The 26,762-nt window shown below is 32.2% G+C and carries 29 protein-coding genes; 13 read left to right on the top strand and 16 right to left on the bottom strand.

What is annotated here, in order from left to right:
• Window positions 1-31: 31 nt before the first annotated feature.
• Both OF897_RS07605 and OF897_RS07600 read left to right on the top strand, forming a co-directional pair.
• Window positions 32-493: a hypothetical protein gene (locus OF897_RS07605; RefSeq protein WP_267265096.1), complete on the top strand. Its 462-nt coding sequence runs from the start codon at window positions 32-34 to the stop codon at window positions 491-493.
• A 16-nt stretch (window positions 494-509) separates the two neighbouring features.
• On the top strand, window positions 510-1,094 hold the full coding sequence (locus OF897_RS07600; protein ID WP_267265095.1) for a hypothetical protein: 585 nt from the start codon (window positions 510-512) through the stop codon (window positions 1,092-1,094).
• A gap of 22 nt (window positions 1,095-1,116) precedes the next feature.
• Here the strand turns inward: OF897_RS07600 and OF897_RS07595 are convergent, their stop codons facing one another.
• The 9 genes from OF897_RS07595 to OF897_RS07555 form a co-directional block, all read right to left on the bottom strand.
• Complete coding sequence (locus OF897_RS07595; RefSeq protein ID WP_267265094.1) at window positions 1,117-1,746, bottom strand: peptide deformylase; 630 nt, start codon at window positions 1,744-1,746, stop codon at window positions 1,117-1,119.
• A gap of 219 nt (window positions 1,747-1,965) precedes the next feature.
• Window positions 1,966-2,838, bottom strand: a complete 873-nt coding sequence (locus OF897_RS07590; protein ID WP_267265093.1) for a ChaN family lipoprotein — start codon at window positions 2,836-2,838, stop codon at window positions 1,966-1,968.
• A 410-nt stretch (window positions 2,839-3,248) separates the two neighbouring features.
• The gene (locus OF897_RS07585) at window positions 3,249-4,277 is read right to left on the bottom strand and encodes a hemin-degrading factor (RefSeq protein ID WP_267265092.1); all 1,029 of its coding nucleotides are present in this window, start codon (window positions 4,275-4,277) and stop codon (window positions 3,249-3,251) included.
• 4 nt (window positions 4,278-4,281) lie between these two features.
• Window positions 4,282-4,932 (bottom strand): class I SAM-dependent methyltransferase, encoded by a 651-nt coding sequence (locus OF897_RS07580; RefSeq protein WP_267265091.1) that lies wholly within the window; start codon window positions 4,930-4,932, stop codon window positions 4,282-4,284.
• Window positions 4,933-5,703: a heme ABC transporter ATP-binding protein gene (locus OF897_RS07575; protein WP_267265090.1), complete on the bottom strand. Its 771-nt coding sequence runs from the start codon at window positions 5,701-5,703 to the stop codon at window positions 4,933-4,935.
• Window positions 5,703-6,743 carry a FecCD family ABC transporter permease gene (locus tag OF897_RS07570; protein ID WP_267265089.1) on the bottom strand — a complete coding sequence of 347 codons (1,041 nt, stop codon included), beginning with the start codon at window positions 6,741-6,743 and terminating at the stop codon, window positions 5,703-5,705. Before OF897_RS07570 ends, OF897_RS07575 begins: the two co-directional genes overlap by 1 nt.
• The gene (locus tag OF897_RS07565) at window positions 6,727-7,605 is read right to left on the bottom strand and encodes a heme/hemin ABC transporter substrate-binding protein (protein ID WP_267265088.1); all 879 of its coding nucleotides are present in this window, start codon (window positions 7,603-7,605) and stop codon (window positions 6,727-6,729) included. The genes OF897_RS07570 and OF897_RS07565 overlap by 17 nt, the downstream gene beginning before the upstream one ends.
• Before the next feature lie 28 nt (window positions 7,606-7,633).
• The gene (locus tag OF897_RS07560; RefSeq protein WP_267265087.1) at window positions 7,634-8,740 is read right to left on the bottom strand and encodes an HmuY family protein; all 1,107 of its coding nucleotides are present in this window, start codon (window positions 8,738-8,740) and stop codon (window positions 7,634-7,636) included.
• A 10-nt stretch (window positions 8,741-8,750) separates the two neighbouring features.
• A complete protein-coding gene (locus OF897_RS07555) occupies window positions 8,751-10,883 on the bottom strand; it encodes a TonB-dependent receptor plug domain-containing protein (protein ID WP_267265086.1) in 2,133 nt (710 codons plus the stop codon).
• Window positions 10,884-11,136: 253 nt separating this feature from the next.
• Here OF897_RS07555 and OF897_RS07550 point away from each other — a divergent pair, with 253 nt between their 5' ends.
• Both OF897_RS07550 and OF897_RS07545 read left to right on the top strand, forming a co-directional pair.
• Entirely contained in the window at window positions 11,137-12,426 is a 1,290-nt protein-coding gene (locus tag OF897_RS07550) for a T9SS type A sorting domain-containing protein (RefSeq protein WP_267265085.1), read from the top strand.
• Between the two features lie 200 nt (window positions 12,427-12,626).
• On the top strand, window positions 12,627-13,901 hold the full coding sequence (locus tag OF897_RS07545) for a T9SS type A sorting domain-containing protein (RefSeq protein ID WP_267265084.1): 1,275 nt from the start codon (window positions 12,627-12,629) through the stop codon (window positions 13,899-13,901).
• A 211-nt stretch (window positions 13,902-14,112) separates the two neighbouring features.
• On the opposite strand, the gene OF897_RS07540 is transcribed toward OF897_RS07545, so the two are convergent.
• From OF897_RS07540 to OF897_RS07515, 6 genes are all read right to left on the bottom strand, one after another.
• Complete coding sequence (locus OF897_RS07540) at window positions 14,113-14,403, bottom strand: putative quinol monooxygenase (protein WP_267265083.1); 291 nt, start codon at window positions 14,401-14,403, stop codon at window positions 14,113-14,115.
• A gap of 81 nt (window positions 14,404-14,484) precedes the next feature.
• Window positions 14,485-15,369: a sulfite exporter TauE/SafE family protein gene (locus OF897_RS07535; RefSeq protein ID WP_267265082.1), complete on the bottom strand. Its 885-nt coding sequence runs from the start codon at window positions 15,367-15,369 to the stop codon at window positions 14,485-14,487.
• Window positions 15,370-15,396: 27 nt separating this feature from the next.
• Window positions 15,397-16,638, bottom strand: coding sequence for a sulfate adenylyltransferase subunit 1 (locus OF897_RS07530; protein WP_267265081.1), 1,242 nt, complete (start codon window positions 16,636-16,638; stop codon window positions 15,397-15,399).
• A gap of 62 nt (window positions 16,639-16,700) precedes the next feature.
• Window positions 16,701-17,609: a sulfate adenylyltransferase subunit CysD gene (gene cysD, locus OF897_RS07525; protein WP_267265080.1), complete on the bottom strand. Its 909-nt coding sequence runs from the start codon at window positions 17,607-17,609 to the stop codon at window positions 16,701-16,703.
• A gap of 26 nt (window positions 17,610-17,635) precedes the next feature.
• Complete coding sequence (locus OF897_RS07520; protein WP_267265079.1) at window positions 17,636-18,328, bottom strand: phosphoadenylyl-sulfate reductase; 693 nt, start codon at window positions 18,326-18,328, stop codon at window positions 17,636-17,638.
• A gap of 85 nt (window positions 18,329-18,413) precedes the next feature.
• Window positions 18,414-18,821, bottom strand: coding sequence for an RrF2 family transcriptional regulator (locus OF897_RS07515; RefSeq protein ID WP_267265078.1), 408 nt, complete (start codon window positions 18,819-18,821; stop codon window positions 18,414-18,416).
• Window positions 18,822-18,953: 132 nt separating this feature from the next.
• On the opposite strand from OF897_RS07515, the gene OF897_RS07510 reads away from it, so the two are divergent.
• The 7 genes from OF897_RS07510 to OF897_RS07480 all read left to right on the top strand — a co-directional run bounded on the left by OF897_RS07510 (window position 18,954) and on the right by OF897_RS07480 (window position 24,277).
• On the top strand, window positions 18,954-19,382 hold the full coding sequence (locus OF897_RS07510; RefSeq protein WP_267265077.1) for a DUF4268 domain-containing protein: 429 nt from the start codon (window positions 18,954-18,956) through the stop codon (window positions 19,380-19,382).
• 21 nt (window positions 19,383-19,403) lie between these two features.
• A complete protein-coding gene (locus tag OF897_RS07505) occupies window positions 19,404-20,093 on the top strand; it encodes a hypothetical protein (RefSeq protein ID WP_267265076.1) in 690 nt (229 codons plus the stop codon).
• A gap of 110 nt (window positions 20,094-20,203) precedes the next feature.
• Entirely contained in the window at window positions 20,204-21,127 is a 924-nt protein-coding gene (locus OF897_RS07500; protein ID WP_267265075.1) for a tetratricopeptide repeat protein, read from the top strand.
• Between the two features lie 162 nt (window positions 21,128-21,289).
• On the top strand, window positions 21,290-22,105 hold the full coding sequence (locus OF897_RS07495; protein ID WP_267265074.1) for a DUF2314 domain-containing protein: 816 nt from the start codon (window positions 21,290-21,292) through the stop codon (window positions 22,103-22,105).
• Between the two features lie 87 nt (window positions 22,106-22,192).
• The gene (locus OF897_RS07490) at window positions 22,193-22,765 is read left to right on the top strand and encodes a Crp/Fnr family transcriptional regulator (RefSeq protein WP_267265073.1); all 573 of its coding nucleotides are present in this window, start codon (window positions 22,193-22,195) and stop codon (window positions 22,763-22,765) included.
• Between the two features lie 111 nt (window positions 22,766-22,876).
• Window positions 22,877-23,614 carry an SDR family oxidoreductase gene (locus OF897_RS07485; protein WP_267265072.1) on the top strand — a complete coding sequence of 246 codons (738 nt, stop codon included), beginning with the start codon at window positions 22,877-22,879 and terminating at the stop codon, window positions 23,612-23,614.
• 150 nt (window positions 23,615-23,764) lie between these two features.
• A complete protein-coding gene (locus OF897_RS07480) occupies window positions 23,765-24,277 on the top strand; it encodes a ClbS/DfsB family four-helix bundle protein (RefSeq protein WP_267265071.1) in 513 nt (170 codons plus the stop codon).
• Between the two features lie 206 nt (window positions 24,278-24,483).
• Here OF897_RS07480 and OF897_RS07475 read toward each other — a convergent pair whose 3' ends face one another.
• A complete protein-coding gene (locus OF897_RS07475) occupies window positions 24,484-25,158 on the bottom strand; it encodes a YceI family protein (RefSeq protein WP_267265070.1) in 675 nt (224 codons plus the stop codon).
• A 347-nt stretch (window positions 25,159-25,505) separates the two neighbouring features.
• Between OF897_RS07475 and OF897_RS07470 the strand changes: the two genes are divergently transcribed.
• Window positions 25,506-26,177: a hypothetical protein gene (locus OF897_RS07470; RefSeq protein WP_267265069.1), complete on the top strand. Its 672-nt coding sequence runs from the start codon at window positions 25,506-25,508 to the stop codon at window positions 26,175-26,177.
• Window positions 26,178-26,204: 27 nt separating this feature from the next.
• Complete coding sequence (locus tag OF897_RS07465) at window positions 26,205-26,762, top strand: hypothetical protein (protein ID WP_267265068.1); 558 nt, start codon at window positions 26,205-26,207, stop codon at window positions 26,760-26,762.

The raw sequence follows: 26,762 nt of genomic DNA, 5'->3' as shown, positions 1-26,762 counted from the left end.
AAACTTAATAATCCAGCTAAAAACTTCAATAATGAACAACCATACATTTTATATTCAATATCATAATGCAGATAAACTTGGATATTTTCCAGGCGACGAAATCAATTTTAATACATTAGTCAAAGACATTACACTGAAAAATGAAGAAGATGATGATTTTTGGATTTACACAAGCAAGAAAAAATCAGTAGAAAAATCAATCGGAAGCAGATGTTTTTTAATTTTAGGAAAAACTGAAAATAAAATTAAAAATTATTATTTGTGGTCCTCCTTTGAAATTCAAGATTATCAACAAAAAGACAACGAAATAATAGATGTTTATGGTAAAGGGAGAAATATAAAGAATCCAATTTATCTAAATAATTTACCCTATTTTGATAATTTTAAAAAATTCTGTGGAAACTTTGGAATAGGTTTTCAAAACATAACAAACAACAATTTCTGTCAGATATTAAACTCTTATACGAGTGATTCGCCGACAAAAACAAATTAACAATACCTTCTACAATATGAATGAATATGAAAAATTTTATATCGAATATGGAAAATTTATAATTCACTTTGAAAATATAAACTTTCAACTTTCCTATTATATTAGAAAAATTTGTACCTCAAATAATATGTTTTCTGAAGAAGATAGAAGAATAGATATTCTTTTAGAAGGATTAACTGCTAACCCACTTCTTTCTAAATTCAAAAGTATTTTTTTAACAACCGAATTATCAAAAAATTTAGAACTAAGAAATTTAGTTGATAGATTTGTGAAAAATTTTATAAAAGTTATTGAGATTAGAAACTTTCTTGCTCATGGAACTTTTTTCTTGGGAGATCCTCATGGTAATGTTGAAAATTTCGAAGTACGAAAACCAAAGTTAGGTAGCAAAGGCTATCAACAAAACGTTAATATTATATCAATTCAGTCTTTAGAGAAACTAAATAAAGATATTCAAAAATTAGAAAATTTCATTTCAAATTTGAAAATTTATGTCGCAAATATTGAAAAGGAGCACACGGTTGCAATCTACAATGAGATGAAATCTGTATTAGAAAATTTAGATATATCTTTAAATATTTTAAACAAATCAATCGATTAGCAACATTTATAGTGAAGCAACATTATCTCCCCACAGAATCACTTTTCTTAAACGCATCCACTTTCAGATAAGAATCATTCTCTTCTTTTTTCTTCTTATCTGAAATTAAAATTCCGAAAAGATGGTCGATTTCGTGTTGAAAAATAACGGCGGTAAAACCTTCCACCATTTCTGAAAATTTCTGTCCTTTTAAATCAACATATTCCAGCTGAATCACTTTGCTTCTATAAAATTCATCTCTAAATTCAGGAATCGATAAATCACCTTCTGGACCGAGATTTTGCAATTCTGATCTCCAAGTAATTACCGGATTTAAGAAATATTCCAACGGTTCGCCTTCTTTATCAAAACGTTGTACCCAGATTACTTTTCTATTAATTCCCACTTGCGGAGCTGCAATTCCTACTCCACCATCGGTTGACAATAGAGATTCTTTCATTCTTTTTACCAGAGTCGCTGTGTTTGGATCTTTTGGATCAATTTCTGTTGAAAGATTTAACAAAGTTGTATGTTGATGAGAATCTGTTGTTTGATAAATCTGTAATGCTGTATTGATGTCGCCTTGATTGATGAGAGCAATTTCTGATTTTGTCAGCTTTTGGGCGTTGATGAAACCAATGAACAGAACGAAAAGTATGAAGATTTTTTTCATTTTAAAAGAATGTTTAACAAAGATAAAGATGTTTTTAGGTTTTGGCTAAAGCCAATGGAATTATTTGCATAAAAAAACGGGCTAAAGCCCGTCTCTATTGAATATTTTTAATCACGTTGACAAGTTTTATGGATGTTTTCATCTCCCACAGATTGCACAGATTTACACAGATTTTTTATATGCTTAATTTGCGTGAATTTTAAACATGGTTCTTAAGACTTAATAAGTCTTGGTCATATCCGCAGGAATAATCAGATTAAAATCTGTCGGGATGTACTCTTTCTCAGGAACTTTTAATTCTGGATCTTCAGATTCGAAGACAGAGATAACTGCTATTTTCAGATTAGGATTTTTCTGTTTGATGTACCAATAGATCCCACCAAATTCTTTACTGTGGAAGTTTCCGTTGTAATGGATGAATATTTTTCCGGGCTGCAGGTTTTTCAGGATAGATTCCGCCATTGTAGCGTCTTTTATCGCCTGAGCCGAAATAAAATTCATAACCTTCGTTCCTTCAGCATGATCACCCATCATTTTTTTCATTTCAGGATAACCCGGAGTATCTAAGGTAACATTTATCGGCAATTGAGCGATATAAGATTTTTCTCTTTCGCTGAGTTTATTTAATGATTCCAAGCCTTCTTTTGCGGTTTGTGAAGCATATTTTCTCGGAACATTGGTTGCAATAAAGTTCAGGTTTTTGTCTTTAGCAAAATCAACCAAAGGTTTGTAATCTGTGGTATAATTATTCCACAAACGGACAGAATCTTTCAAGCTTTTTGCTTCAATTTTTCCTGCAAGATATTTATTAAGCTGTGGCTGATTATCTCTTTCAAACATTTCAGCACCCAAAGTAATCTGTTTATTTTTTTGATTGTACAAACCTTCCGTTACCTTTAACTGTAGCCAATGAACCATCGAATTATTGTGAAGTTCACCAAAAAAAACAACGTCGTAATCTGCAAGTTGCTTGACCAATTTTTCTGTTTTAACGGTTTTACCTTTTTTGTTATAAAACTGATAAGGTATAAAATTCTGTGCATTGATGACAGAAAATCCGAAAACTAATATGGCGATAAAAATATTTTTCATTTTAAATTTTGATTTTTTAAATACAAATGACACGAATGATTTTCACAAATATCACAAATTTTAATCGAATTAAAAACTTGTTGGTTTTCGCAAAGGCGCAAAGATGTTTTTAATTTATTATTTTTTAAGGCGCAAGAAAATCAAAGATTTTCAGCAAGTAATTCATTATTCAAATTAAGTAAATATGGAGTTTTAAATTTTATCTTCGATAAAATATTTGCGCCTTAAAACTTAAATTTAGAAAACTCTTGCGCCTTTGCGTTTTCCAACACAATAATAATACTATCAAACAATTGGTAATTTACAAATTTGTGTTATTTGTGAAAAACATTTGTGCAATTAGTGTTAATATACAAAAAAGACCGCTTTGAATCTACAAACAAAACGGTCTTCATCAAATCATTTAATTATTATGCTTCAAGATTTGCTACCAAATCTTTCCATTCCTGAAGTTCAGGAATTCCAGGTTTTCTTTTTCCGAAAAGTTGTACAATGAATTCTCCTTCTTTGTTGAATACTTCAATTGCTGTTACTTCACCATCTTCTGTTGGTTTTTTCACGATCCAAACTTCAGCGATTTTAGTTACATCCAAATGTAAATTGAAATCAGGATCCATTACGTTAAACCATTGCTGGTGCCACATTGTTTTTTTCACCTCACCCGTGTGAATTTGGATAATTCCTCTGTTTCCGACAAAAACCATGATTGGTAAATTCTTTTCAGAAGCTTCTTCCAAAACATTTACTACTTTTGAAGAATCGATTTTTTGAGTATAACCTTCAGGAGCCAATCTCAGAGCCTGAGTTCTTGAAACCCCAAATTTTCTGGTCATCATAAAGAAATCGTGGGTGTCTTTCAATTCTGTCCAAGCTTTTTTGAAACCTTCAGCATCAATTTCTGAATCTGCTTTTTCAGGAGCTTTTGGTGCTACCGTTTCAAATTCAAAACTTTCCTCTTGATTTTCAGCTTTAAACTGAGCAACAATCGGTTCGAAAGCATCAACATTGCTGTCTTTGGTTAAATAAATTTTGTGAAGCGCCAAACCGTCTTTTCCGAAGAACTGAAGACTTCTTTTATCACCTTCAACCACTGCAAAAGCAAATATCCAGTGATTTTGGAAGATTCTCAAATCGATATCTTCTCCCACGAAAAGCTGAGCATGAGGACTGCTGAAATCTCCATTTAAGTACGTTCCTTTTCTTTCGTGAACACACTCGTCGTTTCTGGTTAGAGCCATTACTTTTCCTAATTTTTCAACTTCAGTTAAGATGTTGGCAAATTCAGGTCTCAGAATGGTAACTTCTTCACCTACGTTAGTTAATAATAATTCTGCTTCGCTTACACCCAATTCTGCAGCTGCATTTCTTATTCTCAAATGTGGGTTTTCTGCTTTCAGAGCTTCCCATTTTTCTTTCAAGTCGTTAACTATTGTATTCATTTTTTTATTTTTTTATGGTTAAAACTGTATATAATCTTGTGACGGTTTCGTTGCCTGCTTTACTTTTTACCTGCTCTTCTTTTTCGGAAATTTTCATTCTTTTAAAATGACTTTTAGAAACTGTTTCTTCCATTTCATCTGAATTGTAAAGCGTAAAATTGAATTGAGTGAAAGGTAAAGTTTCCATAAAATCCCGCTGACCAAAAGTGAGAACAAATGTTCCGTTGTCTTTTAGAACTCTGTAAATTTCATTTAAATATTCCACCGGTTCTTTCCAAAAATAAGCAGTGTTTACGGTAAATATTTTATCGAAAGTTTTATCTTCAAAGGGAAGTTTCGTTCCTTCATACAAAACAAATTCAGCCTGATTTTTAAATTCTTCATTTAATCTTTTGGCTTCATTATGCATTGTTTCAGAAATATCAATTCCTGTATATTGTATGTTTTGGGCTAAATGCAAAAGGCTTTTGACGTGGGCTGCATTTCCGTGACCAATTTCCAGAATATTTTCTCCATCCTCAATTAATAAGGTATGGATACTTTCTAAAGTCATTCCGATATTGGTGGCGTTCATCATTTCACCAATCTCAATACCTTTTTCACCTTGTGGATTACCAAGGTTTTGAGCTAATATTTTTAAATCTTTTTCTTCCATTTATCCAAAAATAATCATTGGGTTTTTAGTAATCGGATGGTCGCAAATGGTACAAGGAAAGTTGTATGCTGTCGTTATATTTTCAGCAGTAAAAACCTCTTCCGGAGTTCCATAAGCAGAAACCTGACCCGATTTCATCAATAAAATTTTATCAGCATATTGAGCGGCAAGATTTAAATCATGTAAAACTACGACCGCTGAATTTTCATGAGTTGTGAAATTTTTGATGATTTCCAAAGCTTTATACTGATGTTTTATATCTAAATTGTTCAACGGTTCATCGAGAAAAAGCAATTTTTGAGTAACTTCATTATCCAACTGAGCCAAAACTCTCGATAAATGAACACGCTGTTTTTCACCACCCGACAAAGTGTTGTATTCTCTGTCTTTTAGATGATAAACATCGGTTTCGTACATCATTTTGTTCATTGCTTCGTGATCTTCCTTTTTTGGCTGAGCATCAAAATACGGATAACGTCCCATCATCACGACATCTTTCACTTCCAAAGGAATATCGTTGGAATTGTGCTGAGAAAATTTAGCTTTATGTTTAGACAGTTCGGCAATTTTCCAATCTCTGATGTTTTTATCTTTTAATAAAATATTGTGATTCGTTTTCACTTCATTCGCCAAAACACTCAAAAGACTCGATTTTCCAGCTCCGTTTGGACCGACAATGGCTAAAAATTCACCAAAACCTAAAGAAATATCCACATCGTTTAAAATATGAAATTCTTTATGTTTATAACTGATTTGCTTTGCCTTAATCATTAAATTGACTTTTTAAATTTCAACAAAATAGCAATGAAAATCGGTGCTCCCATCATTGCAGTTAAAATTCCGATGGGTAATTCTGAAGGCGCTACAATACTTCTGCTAATCGTATCTGCTGTTAATAATAGAACACTTCCGAAAATTGCTGATAACGGTAAAATAAAATTGTAATTTGATTTAAATAAAAGCCTTAAAATGTAAGGTACAATCAATCCTACAAACCCTATCGTTCCGGAAAATGCAACGCAACTTCCCACCATTAATGATACGATAATGACGATTTGTTTTTTTAATCTTTCAACATTAATTCCCAAATGCTGTGCATCTTTTTCACCCAACATCATTGCGTTTAAAGCCTTCCCTTTAGGTAAAAGAATTGAATAAGAAATAATTAAAATAACGGTTAAAATAATATTCTTCGTCCATGTTGCAGCGGCTAAACTTCCCATGTTCCAGAACGTTAAATCTCTCAACTGATCGTCTTTTGAGATGAAAATAAGAAAACCTACGATTGAAAAACCGATTGCAGTAATAGCAACACCCGATAGAAGCATCATGACCACATTGGTTTTACCACCGCTTGTAGAAATTTTGTACACCAGCATCATTGCTAAAAGCGAACCTACAAAAGCGGCAATCCCGACGAGCGAAAATTGTACTGCTTCAGGAAGATACTCTCTGAAATATCCTCCTAAAACAATCGTAATTGCTGCCATTAAAGTCGCTCCCGCAGTAAGCCCGATTAAATCTCCTGTTGCCAACGGATTTCTGAATAATCCCTGTAAACTTGTTCCAGAAACCGAAAGCATACTTCCGATGATGATTGCCATTACAATTCTGGATGCTCTCACTTCCCAAACTATATATTTGTCGCTTAAAGACAAATCGGTATCTCCCGTTATTACTTTTCCTAAAACTTCGAAGGCAGATTTTCCGCCAAAATCATATACACCCGTATTAATAGACCATACTGCTATAAAAAAAAGCAGTATGGAACTTAATGTGATGTATAAATATAATTTACTTTGCGTTTTCAATTAAAAGTTTGTTTAATGAAACTGCAGCCTCTCCCACTCTTGGTCCGAAACCTGAAATCAAACCTCCATCCATAGCAATTACTTTTTTGTTTTTCCCTGCGTTGGTTTGTGAAACTCCCGGCATTTTTAAAGCACCTTCTATTCCACCTGAGCTTTCCAATCCGCTAGAGAAGAAAAATAATACATCCGGATTTGCTTTTACAACAGCTTCCGGAGTTAATGGTTTGAAATCTTCAAAATCATTCACTGCATTTTCACCTCCGGCAAGAGCAATCATTGCTGCCATTGGTGTATTTTTACCTGAAACCATCATCATATTCCCTCTTGAGTAAATGAATAAAACTTTTGGTTTCTTAGCAATTGGCTGAACTTGTTTGATATCAGCATCAATTTTATCATTTAATTTCTGATAATCTGTATTCCCTATTGCTTTTGCAACTTCAGCAATTAATTTTTTAGTTCCTTCAACGGTATATTCCTGCTTAAAAGTTTCAGTTTTGATTCCTGAAGCTTTGATTTTCCCCATCAATTCAGCATTAATGTCTTTATCTGAAGCTAAAATCAAAGTTGGAGAAACCGCCATGATTGGCTCAATTGTAATTGATCTAACGTGACCTAAATTTTCTGAAGATTTCTTTAAAGATTCAGGATACGTACTGGTAACATCTGTTGCAACGATTTCTTTTTCATGTCCTAAAGCGGCAACGATTTCTGTAATTCCACCGTTTAATGTTACAATTTTATTATTTGATTTTGGAGCTTCTGCAACAAGTTCATTTCCGTTTTCTGTAGGTTTATGCGCTTCTTTTTTGCAAGAATAGACTGCCATTAAAACAGAAGCTGCAAGTATGAATTTTTTCATTTTTATTTTTATCTGATTTATTTTTGAATTATAAAGGTTTGTACTCAAAAGTTGGAAAACCTCTTGTACCAGCTAAACCTTGGCTATCTGTTGTAGCTTTTGTAAGTCGCGAAAATCTAAGTTTAAAATAAAATCCGTCGGCATCTTTAATAATATAAAAACGGTCATTATAAACTTCTAAACCATTAGTTCCTACAGGATTTCTCCAGTTTGCACCAATTATTGTGTGATCATTGTAAATAAATTTAGACTCCTGAATATCGGAAGCTTTAAAATTATTGTATGCTTCAACGCCTGATGCAGGCGCCGCTATTTTCATTTCATAAACTCCAACTCCACCGACATTATTATTATTTACAAAATCGGCATAAACGTAACTTCCAGCTCCTGTAATTATATTGGTAAATACTGTAAAACAAAGATCCCATTTCTTTTTTTCAGGCTGAATAAAAACTTCTTTGTCGTTGGTAAGACTTAAAAAATTATAGTTGTATGCTGTATTTTTTGTTACGATGATTTCTTTATGAGTGCTTTCACTAAGTTTAGCGTATTTTACTTTGTACCCATCTCCAGATCTTACAATCTGTATTTTCATCCATCCTCTTGGGTCACCACTGTAAGTCACAGAGCCTAAAGGAACAGAGCCATTGTAAATATCTTTTCCCATATTTAAAAGATAAACTGAGTTTTCTGAATCAGTAGCTTTAACTTCTCCAATTGCAGTATAACCTCCAGGAAAGTTTCCTTTTACATCGTCTATATAAATTTCATTATTAACATCAAAATTAGCTACCTCAACCTGAGTTTTTAAAGATGCTAAACTAGCTTCTGTTACCGCATCAATATTTGTTGCATTAGGTATTTTTCCTGCTGCCATTTGGATTGAAGAGTTCAAAACCACCTTGAAAGCACTTCCTGAATAAAAAGCAAGCTCCCAATCTGTTCTTTTTGTTAAAACTCTCTTATTTTCGCTAAGATCAAACCAAACCTGATTAGGTTGTGTAGGACCACCAACACTGATATCTACTGTAGACCCATCAATTGGAGCAACAGCAATCGGATCTTCGTTATCGTTGATACAAGACTGAGAAACCAAAGAAGCCCCAAACAATAATCCAATTAATATTTTTTTCATTTTTAATATTTTAGAAGTTATAATTAAGTCTGGCAAAATAACTTCTGCCATAAAAAAGATTCTGATTACTATCTGCTGCATTATGTGCACCTCCTGATTGTACAGAATTTCTGATACTGCTTACATCAAAGATGTTTTTAACACCTGCACTGATTTCAAAATGATTATTAAAGAAAGGTTGAGAAACAGTAAAGTTTAGCATACTAAAATCACCCACTTCGCCTAAAATAAAATTAGCTGGAGCACTTACGTCTGCTGTAGACTCTTGTACAAACTGTTTTCTAGTTCCTGTATATTTATAGTATAATGCAAATAAAGTTTTGGTTGGAGCAAGTGTGTAGTTTGCCGCTAAATTAGCTTCTGCATAAAAATTGTAATCGTTTGGTGAAGTAATATTTCCCGCAATAAGTTCCTGAGAAATACCCATTACAGAAACTCCGGCATTAAATGAAAACTGATTTTTCTTAGCAGTAAAACCTCCTCCGAATAGCAATGAATTATACTGATTTATATTCAGAAAAGTTTCTACACGTGGACTCACGGTAATGATAGCGCTCTCGATTCTGTTTTTCACATCCAAATACATTGCAGATAAGCTCACATCAAATTTCCAGTTATTCGAATTAGCAGTCTTATAATCCCAAAATAATCCTACCGAATATCCTGTTTCAGGATTTAAATTTTCATTTCCTTGAATGTTATGATTCGCATCTACAACATAAGTGTAAAGTTCTTCGTAAGTTGGAAATCTATTTGATGAACCAAAAACTGCTCTTAAGTCAGATTTTTCTGAAGTTGAATATCTTGCTGTTAATGAATAGTTCGATTGAGAATCAAATCTGTCACTTAGAGACAGTCTATATCCCGGTCTTAATGAGAAATCATCTGAAACTTTCCATTCTGCAGAGATAAAATTAGCATAACTAAAGATGGCCCGGTTTACATTTTCACGAGTACCAAGTCCTGGAACTGTTTCTGCACTAGCAAAACCGCTTGTTCTGTCTAATTCATAACCTAATTGGAAATTAAATTTTTCACTGTCTAAAAAGTTACTAAATAAACCTCTTGAGTATAAAACCTTAGAATCATAATAAGTTTCTTTAGCATTACGAGAAATTTCCGTTCTGTTTGGAACATCATATCTATAATTCTGAGTTTCTCTTTCCTGAGTTTGATAAGAAAAATCACCTAAATAGTTGATTCTTCCTAATTGGGTTTGAATATTAAACTGGTGAATCCAACGGTTGGTAAAATAATCTTTATCGTTGGAAATATACGTTCTGTTACCGCCGCCTAATGGAAAATCTTCAGTATTTTGATTATAGAAATTGATGTTTTCTTTCAGGTAATTAATTTTATAAAACAATGAAGTATTGTTTTTAGCATATCTTATCGCTGCATTTGCAGTTATTTGATCTTTTGGAAGCCATTCATACCCTCTTTCTCCGTTTTTAACTTCGCTGAAATGCTTATATCCGTTATACTTTCCTTTATATCCTTGGAAATCGTTATGATTAATATCTGCACTTACAGTCCACTCGTTATTAATCTTATAACCCAAGTTTAAAGACTGTACGTGTCTTCCGTTTCCTTTTTTAAACCAATCGTAATCTTTACCAACAGTTTCTTCCTGAAGAGAAAGATTAACATTGATTTTTTTTGCGTAATTTTTTTTGGTAATAATATTAATAACTCCTGTTACGGCGTTATTTCCATATTCTACACCCATTGCTCCTTTTACAATCTCAATACGCTCTATATTATTGACATTGATTTTACTAAGATCCATTTGATTCCCACTTCCTCTGTCGGTTACAACAGGAATATTGTCAATTAAGATTTTAGTATAAGCTCCACCTAATCCCATGATATTTGCCTGAGAATTTCCATCTCCGCTATCAGGTACGATTTGAATATTTAAGTTTTGATTCAGAACTTCGGCCGCTGTAGTTACAGCCATATTTTTGATTTGTTGAGCATCAATTACCTCAACTTTATAAATTGATTTGTTGATTGATTGCTGCATATATTGTCCGGTAATGACAACTTCTTCTATTTTTTTCTGATTTAGAGAATCTTTTTCCTGTGCATGGATCCAAAAAATAGCGGATAAAGACACAATAGAAAGCACTTTCTTCTTCATAAACTCAAAATTTTGCCACAAATATAGTGCTTTATTTAGAATAGTTAAAAATAAATAATTATTTTTGCCACATGATTTTAAGCATGATAGACAGGATTATCAAAAATTTGATAATGATAACTCAGGCTTATTATAATATATGTTCTTTGCTTTGCAATTATTAATTATTCTAAAACAAGATAAATGTCATTCTTTAATTTAGAATAATTAAAAACAATTACTTAATTTTGTAAAATATTAAAAATAGAAAAAAATGAAATTAAAACTACTTTTAGGAGCTTTGATGTTTTCAGCTGTTGCTGCAAATGCGCAACTTGCAACTATAAACGAAAATTTCGATGGATTTACGTCAGGAAATGCTACTTTTCCTCAAAATAACTGGTCTGCAATAATAGCAACTAACCCACAACCATATCCACCTGCACCCTTAATGATTGTAACTACAGGTACAAATAAGGCAGTTCAATCTTATGCAGGTAACAATGGAACAGCTCCTTCATACCTTATAACGCCACAAATTGTAGCTCCAACTGGAGATAAAACATTATCTTTTACTGCAGGTTTAGTAGCTCCGTCTCCTGGTGCTCCATCTCCCGGTACATCAACAATACAAATTGGATTGGCTTCAAACCCTGCTGATATGACGACATTTACTGCAGTTGGAAATCCTTTCTCTATTACAGCTACTAGCAATCAATCTTATTCTGTAAATATTACTGCATCTACATCTTCATACATTGTTTTCAAAATTACACCAACCGCAGCTCATACTGCTACTTTGATTGATGATGTTGTTTACGAAGCTCCTGCAGTAGGAACAATCAACGAAAACTTTAACGCTTTTGTACCAGGTGCTCCTACGACTTCTCTCCCGCAGAATGGTTGGAATAAAGTTATAGCCAATTCAGCAATTAATGTATATATTGCAGCTAACAATGGAAGTAATACAGCTCAGTTTTATGCAGCAAATTCGCCGGGAACATCGTCATATTTAGTTGCTCCAAAAATCGTTGCTCCAGACGGAAGTAAAAAACTTCAATTCACAATAGGAGCGTCAGCCAATTCTACAGGTAGTTCTACCATCGAGGCAGGTATGGTAACAAATCTGACAGATATGACAACGTTTACTTCTTTAGGTGCACCAACAACTATTGCCGTGGGCTCTTCTCCTCAAACATTCGTATTAGATGTACCAACTTCTACTAAACAATATATCGTATGGAAATTTACTGGAGCAGCAACACATTCTGCAGCTTATGTAGATAATGTTGTCTATGATGTATTAGCAAACTTAGGAACTACAAATATCAAAGCTAACACGAATATTTTCCAATTTGTTATCAATGCAAACAACGAAATTCAGTTTGTAGGTAAATCAAATGTGAAATCTGTGAAAGTTTATTCTGCATCAGGAAATTTAGTTGCACAAGGCGCCGTTAACAATAATAGATTTGATGTTTCTTCTTTAGCTACTGGCGTATATATCTTTACTTCAGAAGATGATAACAAAACAGTATCTCATTCAAAATTTATCAAGAAATAATTGATTTAAAATATATTCTGAAAAGGTTGACTACAAATTGTAGTCAACCTTTTTTTGTTAACAAAATGAATAACAACCATTTGTAAATAAATTTTAATGAAAAAAAATTAGTAAAACATGATATTTATCTTGTTTTTATTTAGAATTATTAAAAACAATTACATAGTTTTGTAGAACAATTCTAAATAAGGAATAAGGTTATGAAAACAAAATTATTTTTTGCTTCTCTTTTTGCACTTTCAATACAGCAAACTGTATTAGCACAAACAGATGCAAACGGGTATACTACGGTAAATATGTCTATGGGAAGCCAATACCAGAACAGAGTATTCTTTGATTTAAGCGCCAACAATATGGTTTCACAACCAGCAAATACATGGGATATTGCTTTCTACAGAAATTCAACTTATGATTTCGGATCTAGAGTTAATGATGATAAAAAAATTGAAGTTTATGAAGCTTCAAATTCTGCATCAAATTGGGATAACATTAATCTTGCTAATATTGCTTCTTGGGGAGCTCCCAAATATAATCCAGATAATTCAACATCTCTTCATAATGGAGCTTTTGAACAAGGTTCTGCAAGTTCAGGATGGGGAGTTTACCAATCTAATCACCATATTACAGGATCTATTATTTTTGTTCTAAAATATCTTTCTACTGGTGAATATATTAAATTCATGATAGAAGATTATTTTGGTGGATATACATTTAAATATTCTAAATGGAATGCAACTACATCAACTTGGGAAGCGACGCAAACCAAGACTTTAGCAAATGGTACCGATGATGCTTATTTTAATTATTTCTCTTTTACGACAGGAGCAAAAGTTGAGAATTTAGAACCGCCAAAAGCTAATTGGGACTTAATGTTTACAAGATATTATACATTCTATATGAACATTATGATGTATCAAATGTCTGGAGTTCTACAAAGTCCAACAGTGAGTGTCGCAAAAGTACAGCCGGAAACTCAGGCAACAGCAACTTCTACTCTTCCTGCTTCTACAGCATTTTCAAGTAATATTACTGCAATCGGACATTCTTGGAAACCGACATCAGGATTCTATAGTGATGTTGTTTATTATATCAAACAAGGTTCAGAGTATTATAGAATGTATTTCATCTCAAATGAAGGTGCCAATACAGGAAACATGTACTTTAAATACAAAAACATTACCTCAACATTAGATGTTACAGAAGTAAGCAAAAAAGCGACTTTCGGTATTTATCCAAACCCGACAACTGCTGATAAAAAAGTAACGGTTTTATATGATGTAAAAGAAAAAGCAAACAATAAAGGTAGTGTTGAAGTTTATGATCTTACAGGTAAAAAAGTTTACAATACAGAACTAAGCAATCAAACAGGTTTTTACAAACAAGAGATGAACTTATCTCATCTTCCATCAGGAAATTACATTGTGAAAATTTCTTTTGGAGGTAAAACGGAAACCAAAAAACTTATTGTAAAATAAGGCAATGTGAAAATGTGAATTTACTTCGCAGTGAATAGTCAATTGTCAATTTTTAAAATTCACCATTGACAGCAAAGCTAATTAACAATTCACTCTAAAATTAATACTTTCTATTTTTTCTAATAAAAAAGGCAGTTTCAAAATGATGAAACTGCCTTTTGACTTTTTTGGCTTCTAGCTTCTAGCTTCTAGCTTCTAGCTTCTAGCAAATTTAATAAATCTTAAAACCTTTATAAACCTGTGCCGATTCTTCTGAAATTTTAGAGGCATTTTTTCTGAATTCAAAAAGATGATCGGTTCCGTTGTGAGCATTGTGATGTTCTACGCTTTCCCACAATTCGACAAGGAAAAAAGTTCCTTTATTTTCGTTGTCTTCTATAAGTTCGTATTGCAGACATCCAGCTTCTTTTCTGGTTTCTCTTACCAATGTTTGAAATAATTCCACCGCTTCCATCAGATGGTTCTCTTTAAATCTGAACAGAGCAACAATATGTAAATTCATGTATTATTTTTAGGCTGTAAATGTAAATTATTTTTGATTTTAATTGAATTCTTATTCTGCTAAATTTTTCACAAAAAAAATCTAAAATAATGATTTAAAAATCGTAATCGAACTCATCACGATAACTAAAGTTCCGATAATTAAAAACATATTTTTCACGGGAAGTTTTGCAGTTAGCATTGCAGAAAATGGTGCGGTGATAATTCCACCAATTAAAAGTCCCAAAATGATATTCCAATGCTGAATTCCTAAAGTAAAAAAGAACGTTACCGCTGCGGTGATTGTTAAAATAAATTTTGCAACAGTAGAACTTCCTACTGCAAATCTCGGAGTAAAAGAATTTTTAATTAAAGTTCCGGTAACCAACGGTCCCCATCCTCCACCTGCAAAAGAATCTATAAATCCACCTATAACGCCGAGTCTTGTTAAGTTAGTTTTCTTTTTTAAAGACTTATTCTGTTTTGGTTTAAATGCATTTAAGAAAATTTTAAAACCGAGATATAAAGTATAAAAAGAAATGACAGTTTTTGTAATTTTTGAATAATACTCGCCTAAATAAGTCAAAGAAATAGCTCCGATAATGGCTCCAATAATTGCAGGAATGGCTAATTTTTTAACCAAACTTTTGCTGACATTCTTCAGTTTAATATGACTGATACTTCCAGCCGCAGTCGTAAAACTTTCTGCAGAATGAATACTTGCACTTACCGCATGCGGCGGAATTCCAAGAAATAAAAGTGTCGTCGTACAAATTACACCATATCCCATTCCCATTGAGCCTGCTACAATTTCGGCAAAAACTCCTACCAAAAGCATCCAATAAAAAATGTGATTGTCTTTAGCTAAGATAATTTGTAATTCATCCAAATATCCTAAACTGTAAAGTGAAAAAAATGCAATAACTAAAACTGCAATTGTTGCCAAAAGCAAATTAATTCTGAGCTGGATTTTCGGAGTAATTACCATATTATTACATGTTTGAATTAGTATGAATCACAAAATCATCACAGCTCCCACTGTAGAATTGCTAGTTTCATCAATCAGAATCGCATTTCCGGTTGATTTGCTGTCTTCAAAACTATCAAAAACCAAAGGCGATACGGTTTTCAACCTTAATTTAACGACTTCATTCAACTTGATACTTTCTGTAATCGGAGTTTGTTCAAGCGTATTCACATCAATTTTATATTCGATTTCTTTGATAATAGCTTTCAAAGTTTTGCTTTTATGCTGAATAAAATATTTGTTGCCCTCGTTCAATTCCTTTTTATCAAGCCAGCAAACTACGGCTTCAAATTCATTTTCAACTTTAGGCTGCTGATTTGTTTTCACTAAAAAATCTCCACGACTGATATCGATATCGTCTTCAACATGAATTACCGCAGGTTGATTGGTAAACACATAATCGGTTTCTTTTCCTCCTGTTTCAATTTTAGAAATTTTAGTCTGAATATTTTGCGGAAGAACGGTAATTTCATCTCCTTTTCGATAAATTCCTGAAATCACTTCTCCTGCATAACCTCTGTAATCATGCAGTTCATCGGTTTGTGGACGAATCACATATTGCACCTGAAATCTCGGATTTTCATTGGCTTGAATTTCATTAATTTCAACATTTTCAAGGAAATCTAAAAGAGGTTCGCCTTTATACCAATCTGTTTTTTCAGATTTTGAAACAATATTATCTCCGTGAAAAGCCGAAATTGGAAAATAATTAACGTTTTCAAGCTTCAGTTTTTTTGCTACTAAATCGTATTGTGCTTTGATGTCATTATAAATTTCTTCGGAATAATCTACCAAATCCATTTTATTGATGGCAACAACAACATTTTTCATTTTTAATAACGAAGCGATAATCGAATGTCTTCTTGTCTGTTCAATTACGCCTTGTCTTGCGTCAATCAAGATTACAATCAATTGCGAGTTTGACGCCCCAGTAATCATATTTCTGGTGTACTGAATATGTCCCGGCGCATCGGCAATAATAAATTTCCTTTTCGGTGTTGAAAAATACCGGTAAGCAACGTCAATCGTGATTCCCTGCTCTCTTTCGGCTCTTAGACCGTCGGTGAGAATGGCGAGATCAATTCCGTTTTCGTTTTTATTTTTGGACTGTTTTTCCAATGCTTCAAGCTGGTCAATCAGTATATTTTTGCTGTCGTAGAGAAGTCTTCCGATCAACGTACTTTTGCCATCATCTACACTTCCTGCGGTGATAAATCTTAGTATGTCCATAAGTTTATTTATTAATGATAATTGATGAATGATCATTGATCAATTATCGCTCATCATTTATATTAAAAATATCCTCCTTTTTTTCTGTCTTCCATTGCGGCTTCTGTTGCTTTGTCGTCGATTCTAGTTTCGCCACGTTCGGAAATTCGGGAAGCAGTGATTTCACCTAATACATCATCCAAAGTTTCAGCAGAGCTTTCAACGGCGGCAGTGCAAGTCATATCTCCAACGGTTCTGTAACGTACTTTTTTATTAACAATCGTATCATTTTCATCAATTTGGATAAAATCTGAAACCGCAATTAATTGTCCGTCATATTCAATTACATCACGATCATGAGCAAAATAAATAGATGGCAACTGAATATTTTCCTTTTTAATATAATTCCATACATCAAGTTCAGTCCAGTTTGATATTGGGAAAACTCTCACGTTTTCACCTTTATTAATTCTTCCGTTGTAAATATTCCACAATTCCGGACGCTGTAACTTTGGATCCCATTGTCCGAACTCGTCACGAACAGAGAAAAATCTTTCTTTTGCTCTTGCTTTTTCCTCATCTCTTCTCGCTCCGCCAATACAGGCATCAAATTGAAATTCTTCAATTGTATCTAATAAAGTATGCGTTTGAAGCCAGTTTCTTGAAGCAAATTTTCCTTTTGGCTCGGTTAAATTTTTAGCTTTAATCGTATCTTCAACCTTTCTTACGATTAATCCCGCACCTAAACTTTCGGCAAAATAATCTCTAAACTGCAATGCTTCCGGAAAATTATGTCCCGTATCAATATGTACAAATGGAAAAGGAATTTTCATCGGAGCAAACGCTTTTTTAGCCAAATGAACCAATGTAATCGAATCTTTTCCACCACTGAAAAGCAATGCAGGTTTTTCAAACTGAGCCGCAATTTCACGCATAATATAAATGCTTTCGGCCTCTAACTGTTCGAGATAATTTAATGTATAGTCACTCATTATTATTTGAAAGAATTAAATGTGAATTAGTTTGAATGCAGACCGCATTCTTTTTGTGAAGTTTCCCACCACCAACGTCCGGCTCGCGGATTTTCGCCTTCTTCAATAGCTCTTGTACAAGGTTGACAACCTACACTGATAAAACCTTTTTTATGAAGAGACAGTTCCTGAACTTTATTTTGTTCTAAATAATTTAAAACATCCTGATAAGTCCAATTGATTAAAGGGTTGTATTTGTATAAATTTCTCTCCTCATCCCACTCTAAAATCGGCATATTTTCTCGATTTTCAGACTGTTCGGCTCGAAGTCCGGTAATCCAGACTTTAGCATTTTCGAGCGCCCGATTTAAAGGTTTTACTTTTCTGATGTAGCAACATTCTTTCCTGTTTTCAACGGAATGATAAAAAGCGTTGATTCCTTTTTCAACAACGTATTTTTCAACATCTAAAGATTCAGGAAAATAAACTTCTGTTTTTTTCTTGTACCGAGAATTGTTTTTTGAAAGCAAATCGTAATGCTCGTAAAAAAGTCTCCCCGTATCTAAAGTGAAAACTTTTACCGTTAAATTATTCTTAAAAATAGCGTCAGTAATAACCTGATCTTCCTGACCAAGCGAAGTTGAGAAAACAACTCCTTCCGAAAATTTTGACGAAATAAATTGTAATCCGTCTTCTAAAGTAAGCTGTTGTAAAGTATTTATATCTTCTTGTGAAAACATTTTTTCTGTTTGATACCAGCAAATATCCAACAAAAATATTATCCTACCAAATAAGTAGACTTGTAAAATTAAAATTTAAACTGATTTAATCAATTAGATCTAACAGTGTTTTTTCCTCCAAAATTTTCAATGAAGCATCTCTCACTTCTATCAAAACATCGTGTAAGCTGCAGTGATCTTCGTTGCAATCTGCACATTTTTCATAAAAATTAAGACTTACGCACGGAAGCATCGCAATTGGACCGTTTACAAGACGGATAATCTTTGCTAATGTCACGTTTTGAGGATTTTCTTTAAATAAATAGCCTCCACCTTTTCCTTTTTTGCTGTCTAATATATCGGCTTTTTTGAGTTCAAGGAGGATGTTTTCAAGAAACTTCAAAGGAATTTTCTTGTTTTCTGCAATTTCCGAAATAAGTATTGGGCCTTCATTTCTCTTTTCTACAAGATATGAAAGCGCTTTAAAAGCATATTGAGATTTTTTTGACAGCATTACAGCAAAAATAGGAAAAAGTTTTTTTTAAAGAGCTTAAAAAAATCAAGATCGTTATTCTCTGCTCTCTCATATACTTTTCACTTGTTTCTTTTACCTTTTTACTTGACTCTTTTTACTTAAATTTGTCCCATGTTCAGTAAAGAAGAAGCGCAACAATTAAAAAAGGAGTTTTGGACGGCTTTCGGAAAGTCTTTCCCAAGAAAATGGATTTTGTATGATACAAAAGTCAAGGATTTTTCATTTAAATTTTATGCAGATAAGAAAAAAGCTGAAGTTTCGTTGGATATTGAAATGAAAGATGAAGTTTTCAGAGATGCTTATTACAATAAAATCTGGTCGCTTGAAGATATGTTGAAAGACTACATTGGAGATTTTTACAAGGAAGAATTTTATACTTTAGAAAATGGTAAAGTCATCAGCAGAATTTGGGTAGAAAAAGAAGGTATTTCTGTTTTTAATAAAAATACTTGGCGAGAAGCTTTTGAATTCTTTGTTGAAAAAATGGATGGGTTTGAAAGGTTTTATAATGAGTTTGAGGATTTTATAAAGGATGTTTAAATTAAGTTAATCAATATATAAATGAAAATCTCTTTAATATTATTATTCAGTTGTTTTTTAGCTTTAAATTGTCAGTTAAAAAAAGATAGTTTAAACGATAAATTTACAGGTTGGACTTCACATAACTTAAATGGTAAAGTAAAAGAAATTACTATTAAATCATTTAAAATTGATTCAATAGATAATACAAAAAAACAAGAAGGCTTATATCATCAATTCGAGTTTTCACCGACTGGTAATGAATTAATTTATAATATTTATGATGAAAACGACGTATTAAAATTTAAATCAACTCCTAAATATAATAATGAGAAAGTTGTTAGTTCTACCATAGATAATATTGGAGAAAAAACTACAGAAAACTGGGTAATAAAAAAATATCTTTTAGATTTTTATGGTGGAGAAATTGACTGTTACATTGATAATAAATTAGTAAAGAAAGCTTTCAATACAATTAATAAAAAAGGACATCAAACAAGCTTAAAAGTTTTTAGTAATGATAATAAAATACTTTACGAAAAATATTTGGAGTATGATAATCGTGAAAACATAATTAAGACTACAGATAATTCTTACGCAAATGACACTCTCTATATAATAAAATCTTCATTTACATATACCAAGTTTGATAAAAACAACAATTGGATTGAACGAACTGATAAAGTGGATGGTAAATTTTTGCTTACAGAAAGATCAATTGTTTATTACTAAGATATTAATTTATAAGAAACTTTGAAAAATCACATATAACTGAAGTTTATTTTTTGTCCAAAATATGTTAATAAAAGAAAACTTTAGTACTTTTAAAACAAAACACACTTATGAAAAAAATTGCCTTATTATTTGTTCTATTAGTATTTCCTTTAGCATCTGCTCAAAATGTTTTCAAATCACAAAAGCAAATCTACTTAGCAGAATATTATGCTCATCAGAAAAATGATCAAAAAGCTTTAGACCACTACTTGGAAGCAATTAAAATTAATCCTAAAGTTCCGATTAGTGATGCATATTTAGAAGCATCATCGATAGCTTTTAAATTGAAAGATAATAAAACTGCCAAAGAATTACTTACCCAAAGTATTACCAAACAATTAGCTCCTTTAGATTTTTTAAAAGATTTTGAAAGTCTTCAGACATATAAAAATTTCAAAGAAATGAAGGAAGTTTTGGCTCAATATGATGATTTGGAAAATCAATATTACAGAGAGCTTAAAAATCCAGCGGCATACATGGAAATTCATGAACTTATTGCCACAGATCAACTCATAAGAAAGGAAGATAAAGTTTTTGGCAAATTATCTAAAGAAACAGATTCCATGAATATTATTAAACTAATGGAACTTACCAAAAAATATGGTTGGGAATCTCGTGCATGGATGCTATTGTGGCATCATCGAGGGTATACAGATGATCAAAAATTTGTTTGGGATTTTTTTAAACCTTATTTAGAGAACGAAATTAAAAAAGATAATGTTAGTAAAGATTTTTTTGTTGACTTTGATGAATTTGACAGTTCTATGAATGATTTTACAAATAAAACAAATAAAGGATCTCTTTACACCTTACAAACTTTAGGAAATATAAACCACAACACAACCTATTATGACATAAAAAATCTTGATAAAAGAAGAAAGTCTGTAGGTTTGCCTCCGTTATATTTTGAGCATTTTCTTTATGGATCACAACTGCCAAAAGATTATCAATACAATCCCGAAAATCTTCTGAAAGATCTGGAAAATTTATAATCGTTAAATTTCAATAAACATAACGCAATTTAAACCATTGTTTAAATATTTTCCTTATTTTAGTGATACCAAAAACATCAACATCTACTTATTCATCAAGCTTTTCAGCAGAATACATTATGATATTGACTTAAAATAAAATCACAAAATTTTTAAAATAAAATGGAAAATAACTCATTTATTTTCACGGACGGAAAAGATCCTAAAATGATTAAAGCGTACAAAAAAGCACAGGAAACCTTTAAATATTTCTGGAGAGAGCTTTCGTGGGAGCAAAGAAGAATTATTCCCGGATTAAATCTTGCCTGTGTAAAAGCTTCTTTTTCTGAAAAAACTCCCGATGGAGAACAAATCGTTGAACACATGTGGATGAATGATATCTACTTTGATGGTGACACTGTAAGCGGATATCTCATCAACGAGCCCAATGATTTGACCACAATACAACCCGGAGATTATTTTGAAATACCTCTAAATGAAATCAGTGACTGGCTTTTTGCCATCACTCCTATGCAGAAAAAAACAAAAGGACTTTCGAAATTATTTTCTTCATCTTCAGAGCCAATTCCAAAAGCGTATGGCGGATTTACCATTCAAAAAATGCGTGCAGATATGTCAGAATCTGAAAGAAAAGATCATGATGAAGCGTGGCAACTCGATTTTGGAGATTTTAATGAGATTGAAGTTGTCAATGAACAAAAAGAAAAGCCTGAAAACCTCATTGAACATCCGATGAGCAAAAATATGAAAGAAGATTTTGTGAAATTTCTAAATGATTATCCCGCAGAACTCACCAATATTGATGAAAACGGCTTTACGCTTCTTCACAGAGAAACAATTGCAGGAAATCTAAGCTCGGTAGAAGTCTTGCTTGAAGCCGGAGCTGATAAAAATTTAAAAACCAACAACGGAAAAACAGCTTTAGATTACGCCAAACAGCTCAATTGGGAACATCTGATTCCTGTTTTAGAAAATTAATTTTATAAAGAGAGACTTTCGGGTTTCTCTTTGTATTTTTTACCAAATGACAAATGCCGTGAAAATTTCTTTAGCTAAATTGCATTCATGAAAGAATTATTTGATTTTATCTTAAAATTTGGAAACCTCAACCAGCAGCAAATCGATTTTATCTCAAGCAAAGCCATTGAAATCAATCTTTCCAAAGAAGAATATTTTTCAGAAGCCGGAAAAATAGCAAAACAAGTTGGCTTTGTGGTTGATGGAATTCTTAGGGTTTGCTATTATAACAATCAAAGTGAGGAGATTACAAAATATTTCATTGAAGAAAATAATTTGGTTGTAGATTTAGAAAGTTTTGATAATCAAATCTGCTCGAGCGCTTATGTTCAGGCAGTCACAGATTGTAAAATGATAGTTTTCGAAAGAAAAGACTGGCTCGAACTTTTGCAAACTATCGTTGGGTTTGATGCCATTGTACATAAAATCATTTCCCGAGCTTTAATGCAAAAAGTGGAAAGAAGAAGTCCGCTTGTATCGGAAGATGCAACAACACGTTATTTAAAGTTTCTTGAAATTTATCCGACGGCTGTTAACAGAATTCCGCTTTCTTATGTAGCTTCTTATTTGGGAGTAACGCAATCTTCCTTAAGCAGGATCAGAAAGAATATTACTTTATAAATCATTTTATTTTAAATCTAATCAACTAAAATTAATTTCTCTTTTTGCCAAATGGCAAATGCCACGCTGTTTTATTGACGGAATTTTACACCATTAATTAAAACATACAAAATGCAAACAGTATTAATAACAGGAGCCAACAGAAGTATTGGCTTGGAAACCGCAAAACAACTTTCAGAAAAAGGTTTATTCGTTTATTTAGGAAGCAGAAATCTTTCAAAAGGCGAAGAAGTCGTAAAAGAATTAAACGAAAAAGGATTTCAAAATATCAAAGCTATAGAAATTGATGTGACGAATCCTGACTCTATTTTAAAAGCAAAAAACATTGTCGAAAACGAACACGGAAAACTGGATATTCTGATTAATAATGCCGGAATTTTAGGTGTAAATCCACAAACTGCTACAGAAGCTTCTATTCAAGATATTCAGGAGGTTTTTAACACCAATTTCTTTGGAGTAATCAGTGTGACGCAGGCATTTTTAGATTTGCTTAAAAAATCTGATAGCCCTAGAATAAGTAATATTACTTCAGGATTAGGCTCATTAACTTTACATAGTGATCCAAATTGGAAATATTATCACGTAAAAGCAGCAGCTTATGGTCCGTCAAAATCAGCTTTGAATGCTTACACCATCGTTTTAGCTTACGAATTGAGAGAATTGCCTTTTAAAGTAAATGTTATAGACCCAGGTTATACAGCAACAGATTTTAATCATCACAGTGGTCCCGGTTCTGTAGAAAGTGCAGTTTCATTCATTATTAAACATACTTTAACTGATGAAAATGCTCCAACAGGACAATTTTTCAGCAATGATATTGAAGATGAAATCGGAATCAGCCCTTGGTAATTTTTAAATTCTAATAATAAATAAGAGAAACTTCCGGGTTTCTCTTTTTTTATACTTGTAACAAAATTGTAACTTTAGAAAACGGCGCAATTACCAATATTTTTGAAAAAAATAATTTTGAACGGCTGAAACATTTTAAATTTTAAAACAATGGCAATTCCGTCAAATAAAGAAGAACTGATTTCTGCAATAGAATTGAATTACAAAAAACTAAAGGCAGAAATTGATTTAATTACAGAAGAATTATCAGATTTAAAAACTTTGGAAGGTCATTTAAAAGGAACTCTGATGTCACCAAAAAATCTTATTTCTTACTTAATTGGTTGGGGCGAATTGGTTTTAACATGGAATTCAAAAAAAGATAATAACGAAAACGTAGATTTTCCGGAAACAGGATTCAAATGGAACGAACTTGGAAAACTTGCTCAAAAATTTTATCAAGACTACGAAAATGAAGATTTCAATAAGTTAAAGTTAAAACTTGATTCAACGGTTGAAAATATTTTACTATTGATTGATTCAAAATCAAATGATGAACTTTACCGAATAAGTTGGTATGAAAAATATACTTTAGGAAGGATGATTCAGCTTAATACTTCTTCACCTTATACAAATGCAAGATTAAGGTTGAGGAAATGGATGAAAGAACAACAATTTATCTAGTTCATTTAGAACCTAAATTTCGTCAATTCGAGTAAAATTCTGAAAGAATTTGTATCGAGAATTAGAACCATTTAGCAAAAAAATTCTCAATACATTTTTCCTTCTCTCCGATACTGAAAAACACTCGAATTGACGAAAATTTAAATCAAAAACCAAAAAGACATCTGCATTTCTACAGATGTCTTGATATTTATGACTGTTTCAGATTATTTTTGGTCAGCTTTTACATCGATAGCGATTTCGATATCTTTGCTGATCATCCATTCAGCTGGATCAGTTTCGTCAGTTCCGAATTTAATTCCCCAATCAGCACGGTTTACAGTGAATTGAGCCTTTAAAGTTGCAGACTTTTCTACGATGTCAACTTTTGCAGGGAAAGAAACGTTCATTGTTTTTCCAAGAAGCGTAAGGTTTCCGCTTACTGTTTTGTTTGCTCCGGCAATAGCGTCTGCTCCTGGAGTTGCAAGATCTTCCACTTTAGTGATTTTGAAATCAGCAGTTGGGTGTTTTTCAACATCAAAGAAGTCAGCATTTTTAAGGTGACCTTCAAGATCTGTGTATTTTTTGTCTTTTTCAGTTACAGAAGCCGGATCTACTTTTAGAGACTTCATGTCAATCACAAATTCTCCAGATGCCAATTGATTATCCGCAACAGATAATTCTCCTGTAGAAACCGCCAAAGTTCCCCAACGTGGAGCAAAACCTCCTTTGTGGAAAGCTTTCCAGTTTACTTTAGAAGCTGCTGCATCAACAGTGAAAACATCACCTTTCTTTTCAGCTACATTTTGTTCCTGACCTGCAGTTGCTGCTTCTTTTTTATCACCACAAGATGCAAGAAGTAAACCTAAACTTGCCAAAGCGATTACGCCAATTTTCTTCATTTTTTAAAGTATTTAATATTATTTTTGATTGTTGTCTTAATAAACCTCAAAACTTTTATTTTATTGTTTTGACTCTGCAAACCTCCGAAAATTTGAAGGCTTAACGATTAACATAGGATAAGAAAAGACTAAAATTATAAAAAAGTTTTGGAAATAGATGATTTATCAGTTTAAAAAGATTGCTTATATAACATTTAATCAAACAAAAAACTCAATATTAATCGTAGAAAAAACTTAATATGATTTTTCTACGATAAGTGATTTTAAACGGATTTTTTTTATATTTGAATGAATGGATTAAATATCAAGCTTTTCATTCATTCTAAAATTAACACCAAAAAAATATTATGGGACTAGATATGCGACCAATGGGCAAGCCAAAAGCCGGGTTTGAAGAAAGATTTTTAGAAATATTTCAAATGTTGTCAACAGACAATATTCCGCAACCTTCAATGTATGATAAGCTAAAGGGAAAAAAGTATCCTACAAAAGAAGAATTACTAGACGAATGGTTTTCTAATCAAATTGAATCTTACGAAACCATTAAGGCTCCCAAAGTAGGGCAAAATCAGGAAGCAAATAACTGGATACAAAACAAATACAATGAATTAGAGGAAAAACCGCCACTTGAGGAATTCTTAAATGAATATGACGGCTTTTATGTGATTGAATTAGCCAAAGAACAAGATGGTGTACCTGTTTACATCTCTATGGGAAAGGATGAAAATGTATTCCGAGGGCAGTTTTTGCAGGATTGTGAAGATTTAATTGGTGAAGAACTGGTGAATGAAGCTTGGATGACTAAAACAGCAGACGAAGCATTAGATTACGGAAACAGATTGATGAAAATAGCAGACGAAATAGCTCAACAAAATAACTTAGGATATTTAAAAATTCAAAGATTTCCACCTGAAACTGATGAAGACACTATCGAAAGTAAATTGCATATCCTTTTTTCATTAGCAAAATGGCTGATTTTTTATGGAAAGAATGGGCATGGTTATGAAGCTGATTTTTAATGTAGATTTTCAATTAAGTCGAATACAATGAAACGATTTCTTTTAGGGCTTTTAGTTTTCATTAATTTAAATGGTCAATTAAAGAACAATAATATAAATGAGTGTTATGATGGACAAACTACAGATTTTCAAGAATTCAAAAAAGTGTATCAAAATATTGTTGTAGATGATTACAAAAAAATATTAACTGAAAATAATGATCAATCTCAAAATGAATTTGAAATCATTTTATTTGAAAGAGGCGATAATTCTAAAGGCTCACTAGCTGTTTTTAATGTAAACGGTGATCAAATTTTTGGTTACAATAAGAATATTACTAATGTACATTATCTTAACATAAAAAAAGAAGATATTCTTGAACTCACTAAAAATTTAGCCTTTATCAAAAACAATTTTTATGGTGAAACCTGTATGAAATTACAGCATAATAAGATAAATACATTAATTATTAAAAAGAAGGGAATGATAATTTCTGGATATGTATCATATAATTCTTCAAAATTAAAAACATCAGAAAATAGCAAAGATTTAATTGCCTTGAAAAAAATCCTTTCTATAGTTTATCAAAATTCTTTTCAAAAATAA

Source organism: Chryseobacterium formosum (assembly GCF_026460885.1).
GTDB lineage: Bacteria > Bacteroidota > Bacteroidia > Flavobacteriales > Weeksellaceae > Chryseobacterium > Chryseobacterium formosus.
The sequence above is the reverse complement of the archived record's forward strand: the minus strand, read 5'-3'. Positions and strand labels throughout refer to the sequence as shown.

Bases quoted from the DNA above. Each gene is read 5' to 3' on its own strand.
- OF897_RS07495 (WP_267265074.1), top strand. From the start codon at position 21,290: ATGGAAAATAACTCATTTATTTTCACGGACGGAAAAGATCCTAAAATG.
- OF897_RS07480 (WP_267265071.1), top strand. From the start codon at position 23,765: ATGGCAATTCCGTCAAATAAAGAAGAACTGATTTCTGCAATAGAATTG.
- OF897_RS07465 (WP_267265068.1), top strand. From the start codon at position 26,205: ATGAAACGATTTCTTTTAGGGCTTTTAGTTTTCATTAATTTAAATGGT.
- OF897_RS07585 (WP_267265092.1), bottom strand. From the start codon at position 4,277: ATGAATACAATAGTTAACGACTTGAAAGAAAAATGGGAAGCTCTGAAA.
- OF897_RS07565 (WP_267265088.1), bottom strand. From the start codon at position 7,605: ATGAAAAAATTCATACTTGCAGCTTCTGTTTTAATGGCAGTCTATTCT.
- OF897_RS07540 (WP_267265083.1), bottom strand. From the start codon at position 14,403: ATGAATTTACATATTGTTGCTCTGTTCAGATTTAAAGAGAACCATCTG.
- OF897_RS07575 (WP_267265090.1), bottom strand. From the start codon at position 5,703: ATGATTAAGGCAAAGCAAATCAGTTATAAACATAAAGAATTTCATATT.
- OF897_RS07550 (WP_267265085.1), top strand. From the start codon at position 11,137: ATGAAATTAAAACTACTTTTAGGAGCTTTGATGTTTTCAGCTGTTGCT.
- OF897_RS07500 (WP_267265075.1), top strand. From the start codon at position 20,204: ATGAAAAAAATTGCCTTATTATTTGTTCTATTAGTATTTCCTTTAGCA.
- OF897_RS07515 (WP_267265078.1), bottom strand. From the start codon at position 18,821: ATGCTGTCAAAAAAATCTCAATATGCTTTTAAAGCGCTTTCATATCTT.
- OF897_RS07485 (WP_267265072.1), top strand. From the start codon at position 22,877: ATGCAAACAGTATTAATAACAGGAGCCAACAGAAGTATTGGCTTGGAA.
- OF897_RS07530 (WP_267265081.1), bottom strand. From the start codon at position 16,638: ATGGACATACTAAGATTTATCACCGCAGGAAGTGTAGATGATGGCAAA.
- OF897_RS07555 (WP_267265086.1), bottom strand. From the start codon at position 10,883: ATGAAGAAGAAAGTGCTTTCTATTGTGTCTTTATCCGCTATTTTTTGG.
- OF897_RS07595 (WP_267265094.1), bottom strand. From the start codon at position 1,746: ATGAAAAAAATCTTCATACTTTTCGTTCTGTTCATTGGTTTCATCAAC.
- OF897_RS07600 (WP_267265095.1), top strand. From the start codon at position 510: ATGAATGAATATGAAAAATTTTATATCGAATATGGAAAATTTATAATT.
- OF897_RS07535 (WP_267265082.1), bottom strand. From the start codon at position 15,369: ATGGTAATTACTCCGAAAATCCAGCTCAGAATTAATTTGCTTTTGGCA.
- cysD (WP_267265080.1), bottom strand. From the start codon at position 17,609: ATGAGTGACTATACATTAAATTATCTCGAACAGTTAGAGGCCGAAAGC.
- OF897_RS07475 (WP_267265070.1), bottom strand. From the start codon at position 25,158: ATGAAGAAAATTGGCGTAATCGCTTTGGCAAGTTTAGGTTTACTTCTT.
- OF897_RS07580 (WP_267265091.1), bottom strand. From the start codon at position 4,932: ATGGAAGAAAAAGATTTAAAAATATTAGCTCAAAACCTTGGTAATCCA.
- OF897_RS07510 (WP_267265077.1), top strand. From the start codon at position 18,954: ATGTTCAGTAAAGAAGAAGCGCAACAATTAAAAAAGGAGTTTTGGACG.
- OF897_RS07605 (WP_267265096.1), top strand. From the start codon at position 32: ATGAACAACCATACATTTTATATTCAATATCATAATGCAGATAAACTT.
- OF897_RS07560 (WP_267265087.1), bottom strand. From the start codon at position 8,740: ATGAAAAAAATATTAATTGGATTATTGTTTGGGGCTTCTTTGGTTTCT.
- OF897_RS07520 (WP_267265079.1), bottom strand. From the start codon at position 18,328: ATGTTTTCACAAGAAGATATAAATACTTTACAACAGCTTACTTTAGAA.
- OF897_RS07545 (WP_267265084.1), top strand. From the start codon at position 12,627: ATGAAAACAAAATTATTTTTTGCTTCTCTTTTTGCACTTTCAATACAG.
- OF897_RS07590 (WP_267265093.1), bottom strand. From the start codon at position 2,838: ATGAAAAATATTTTTATCGCCATATTAGTTTTCGGATTTTCTGTCATC.
- OF897_RS07505 (WP_267265076.1), top strand. From the start codon at position 19,404: ATGAAAATCTCTTTAATATTATTATTCAGTTGTTTTTTAGCTTTAAAT.
- OF897_RS07470 (WP_267265069.1), top strand. From the start codon at position 25,506: ATGGGACTAGATATGCGACCAATGGGCAAGCCAAAAGCCGGGTTTGAA.
- OF897_RS07490 (WP_267265073.1), top strand. From the start codon at position 22,193: ATGAAAGAATTATTTGATTTTATCTTAAAATTTGGAAACCTCAACCAG.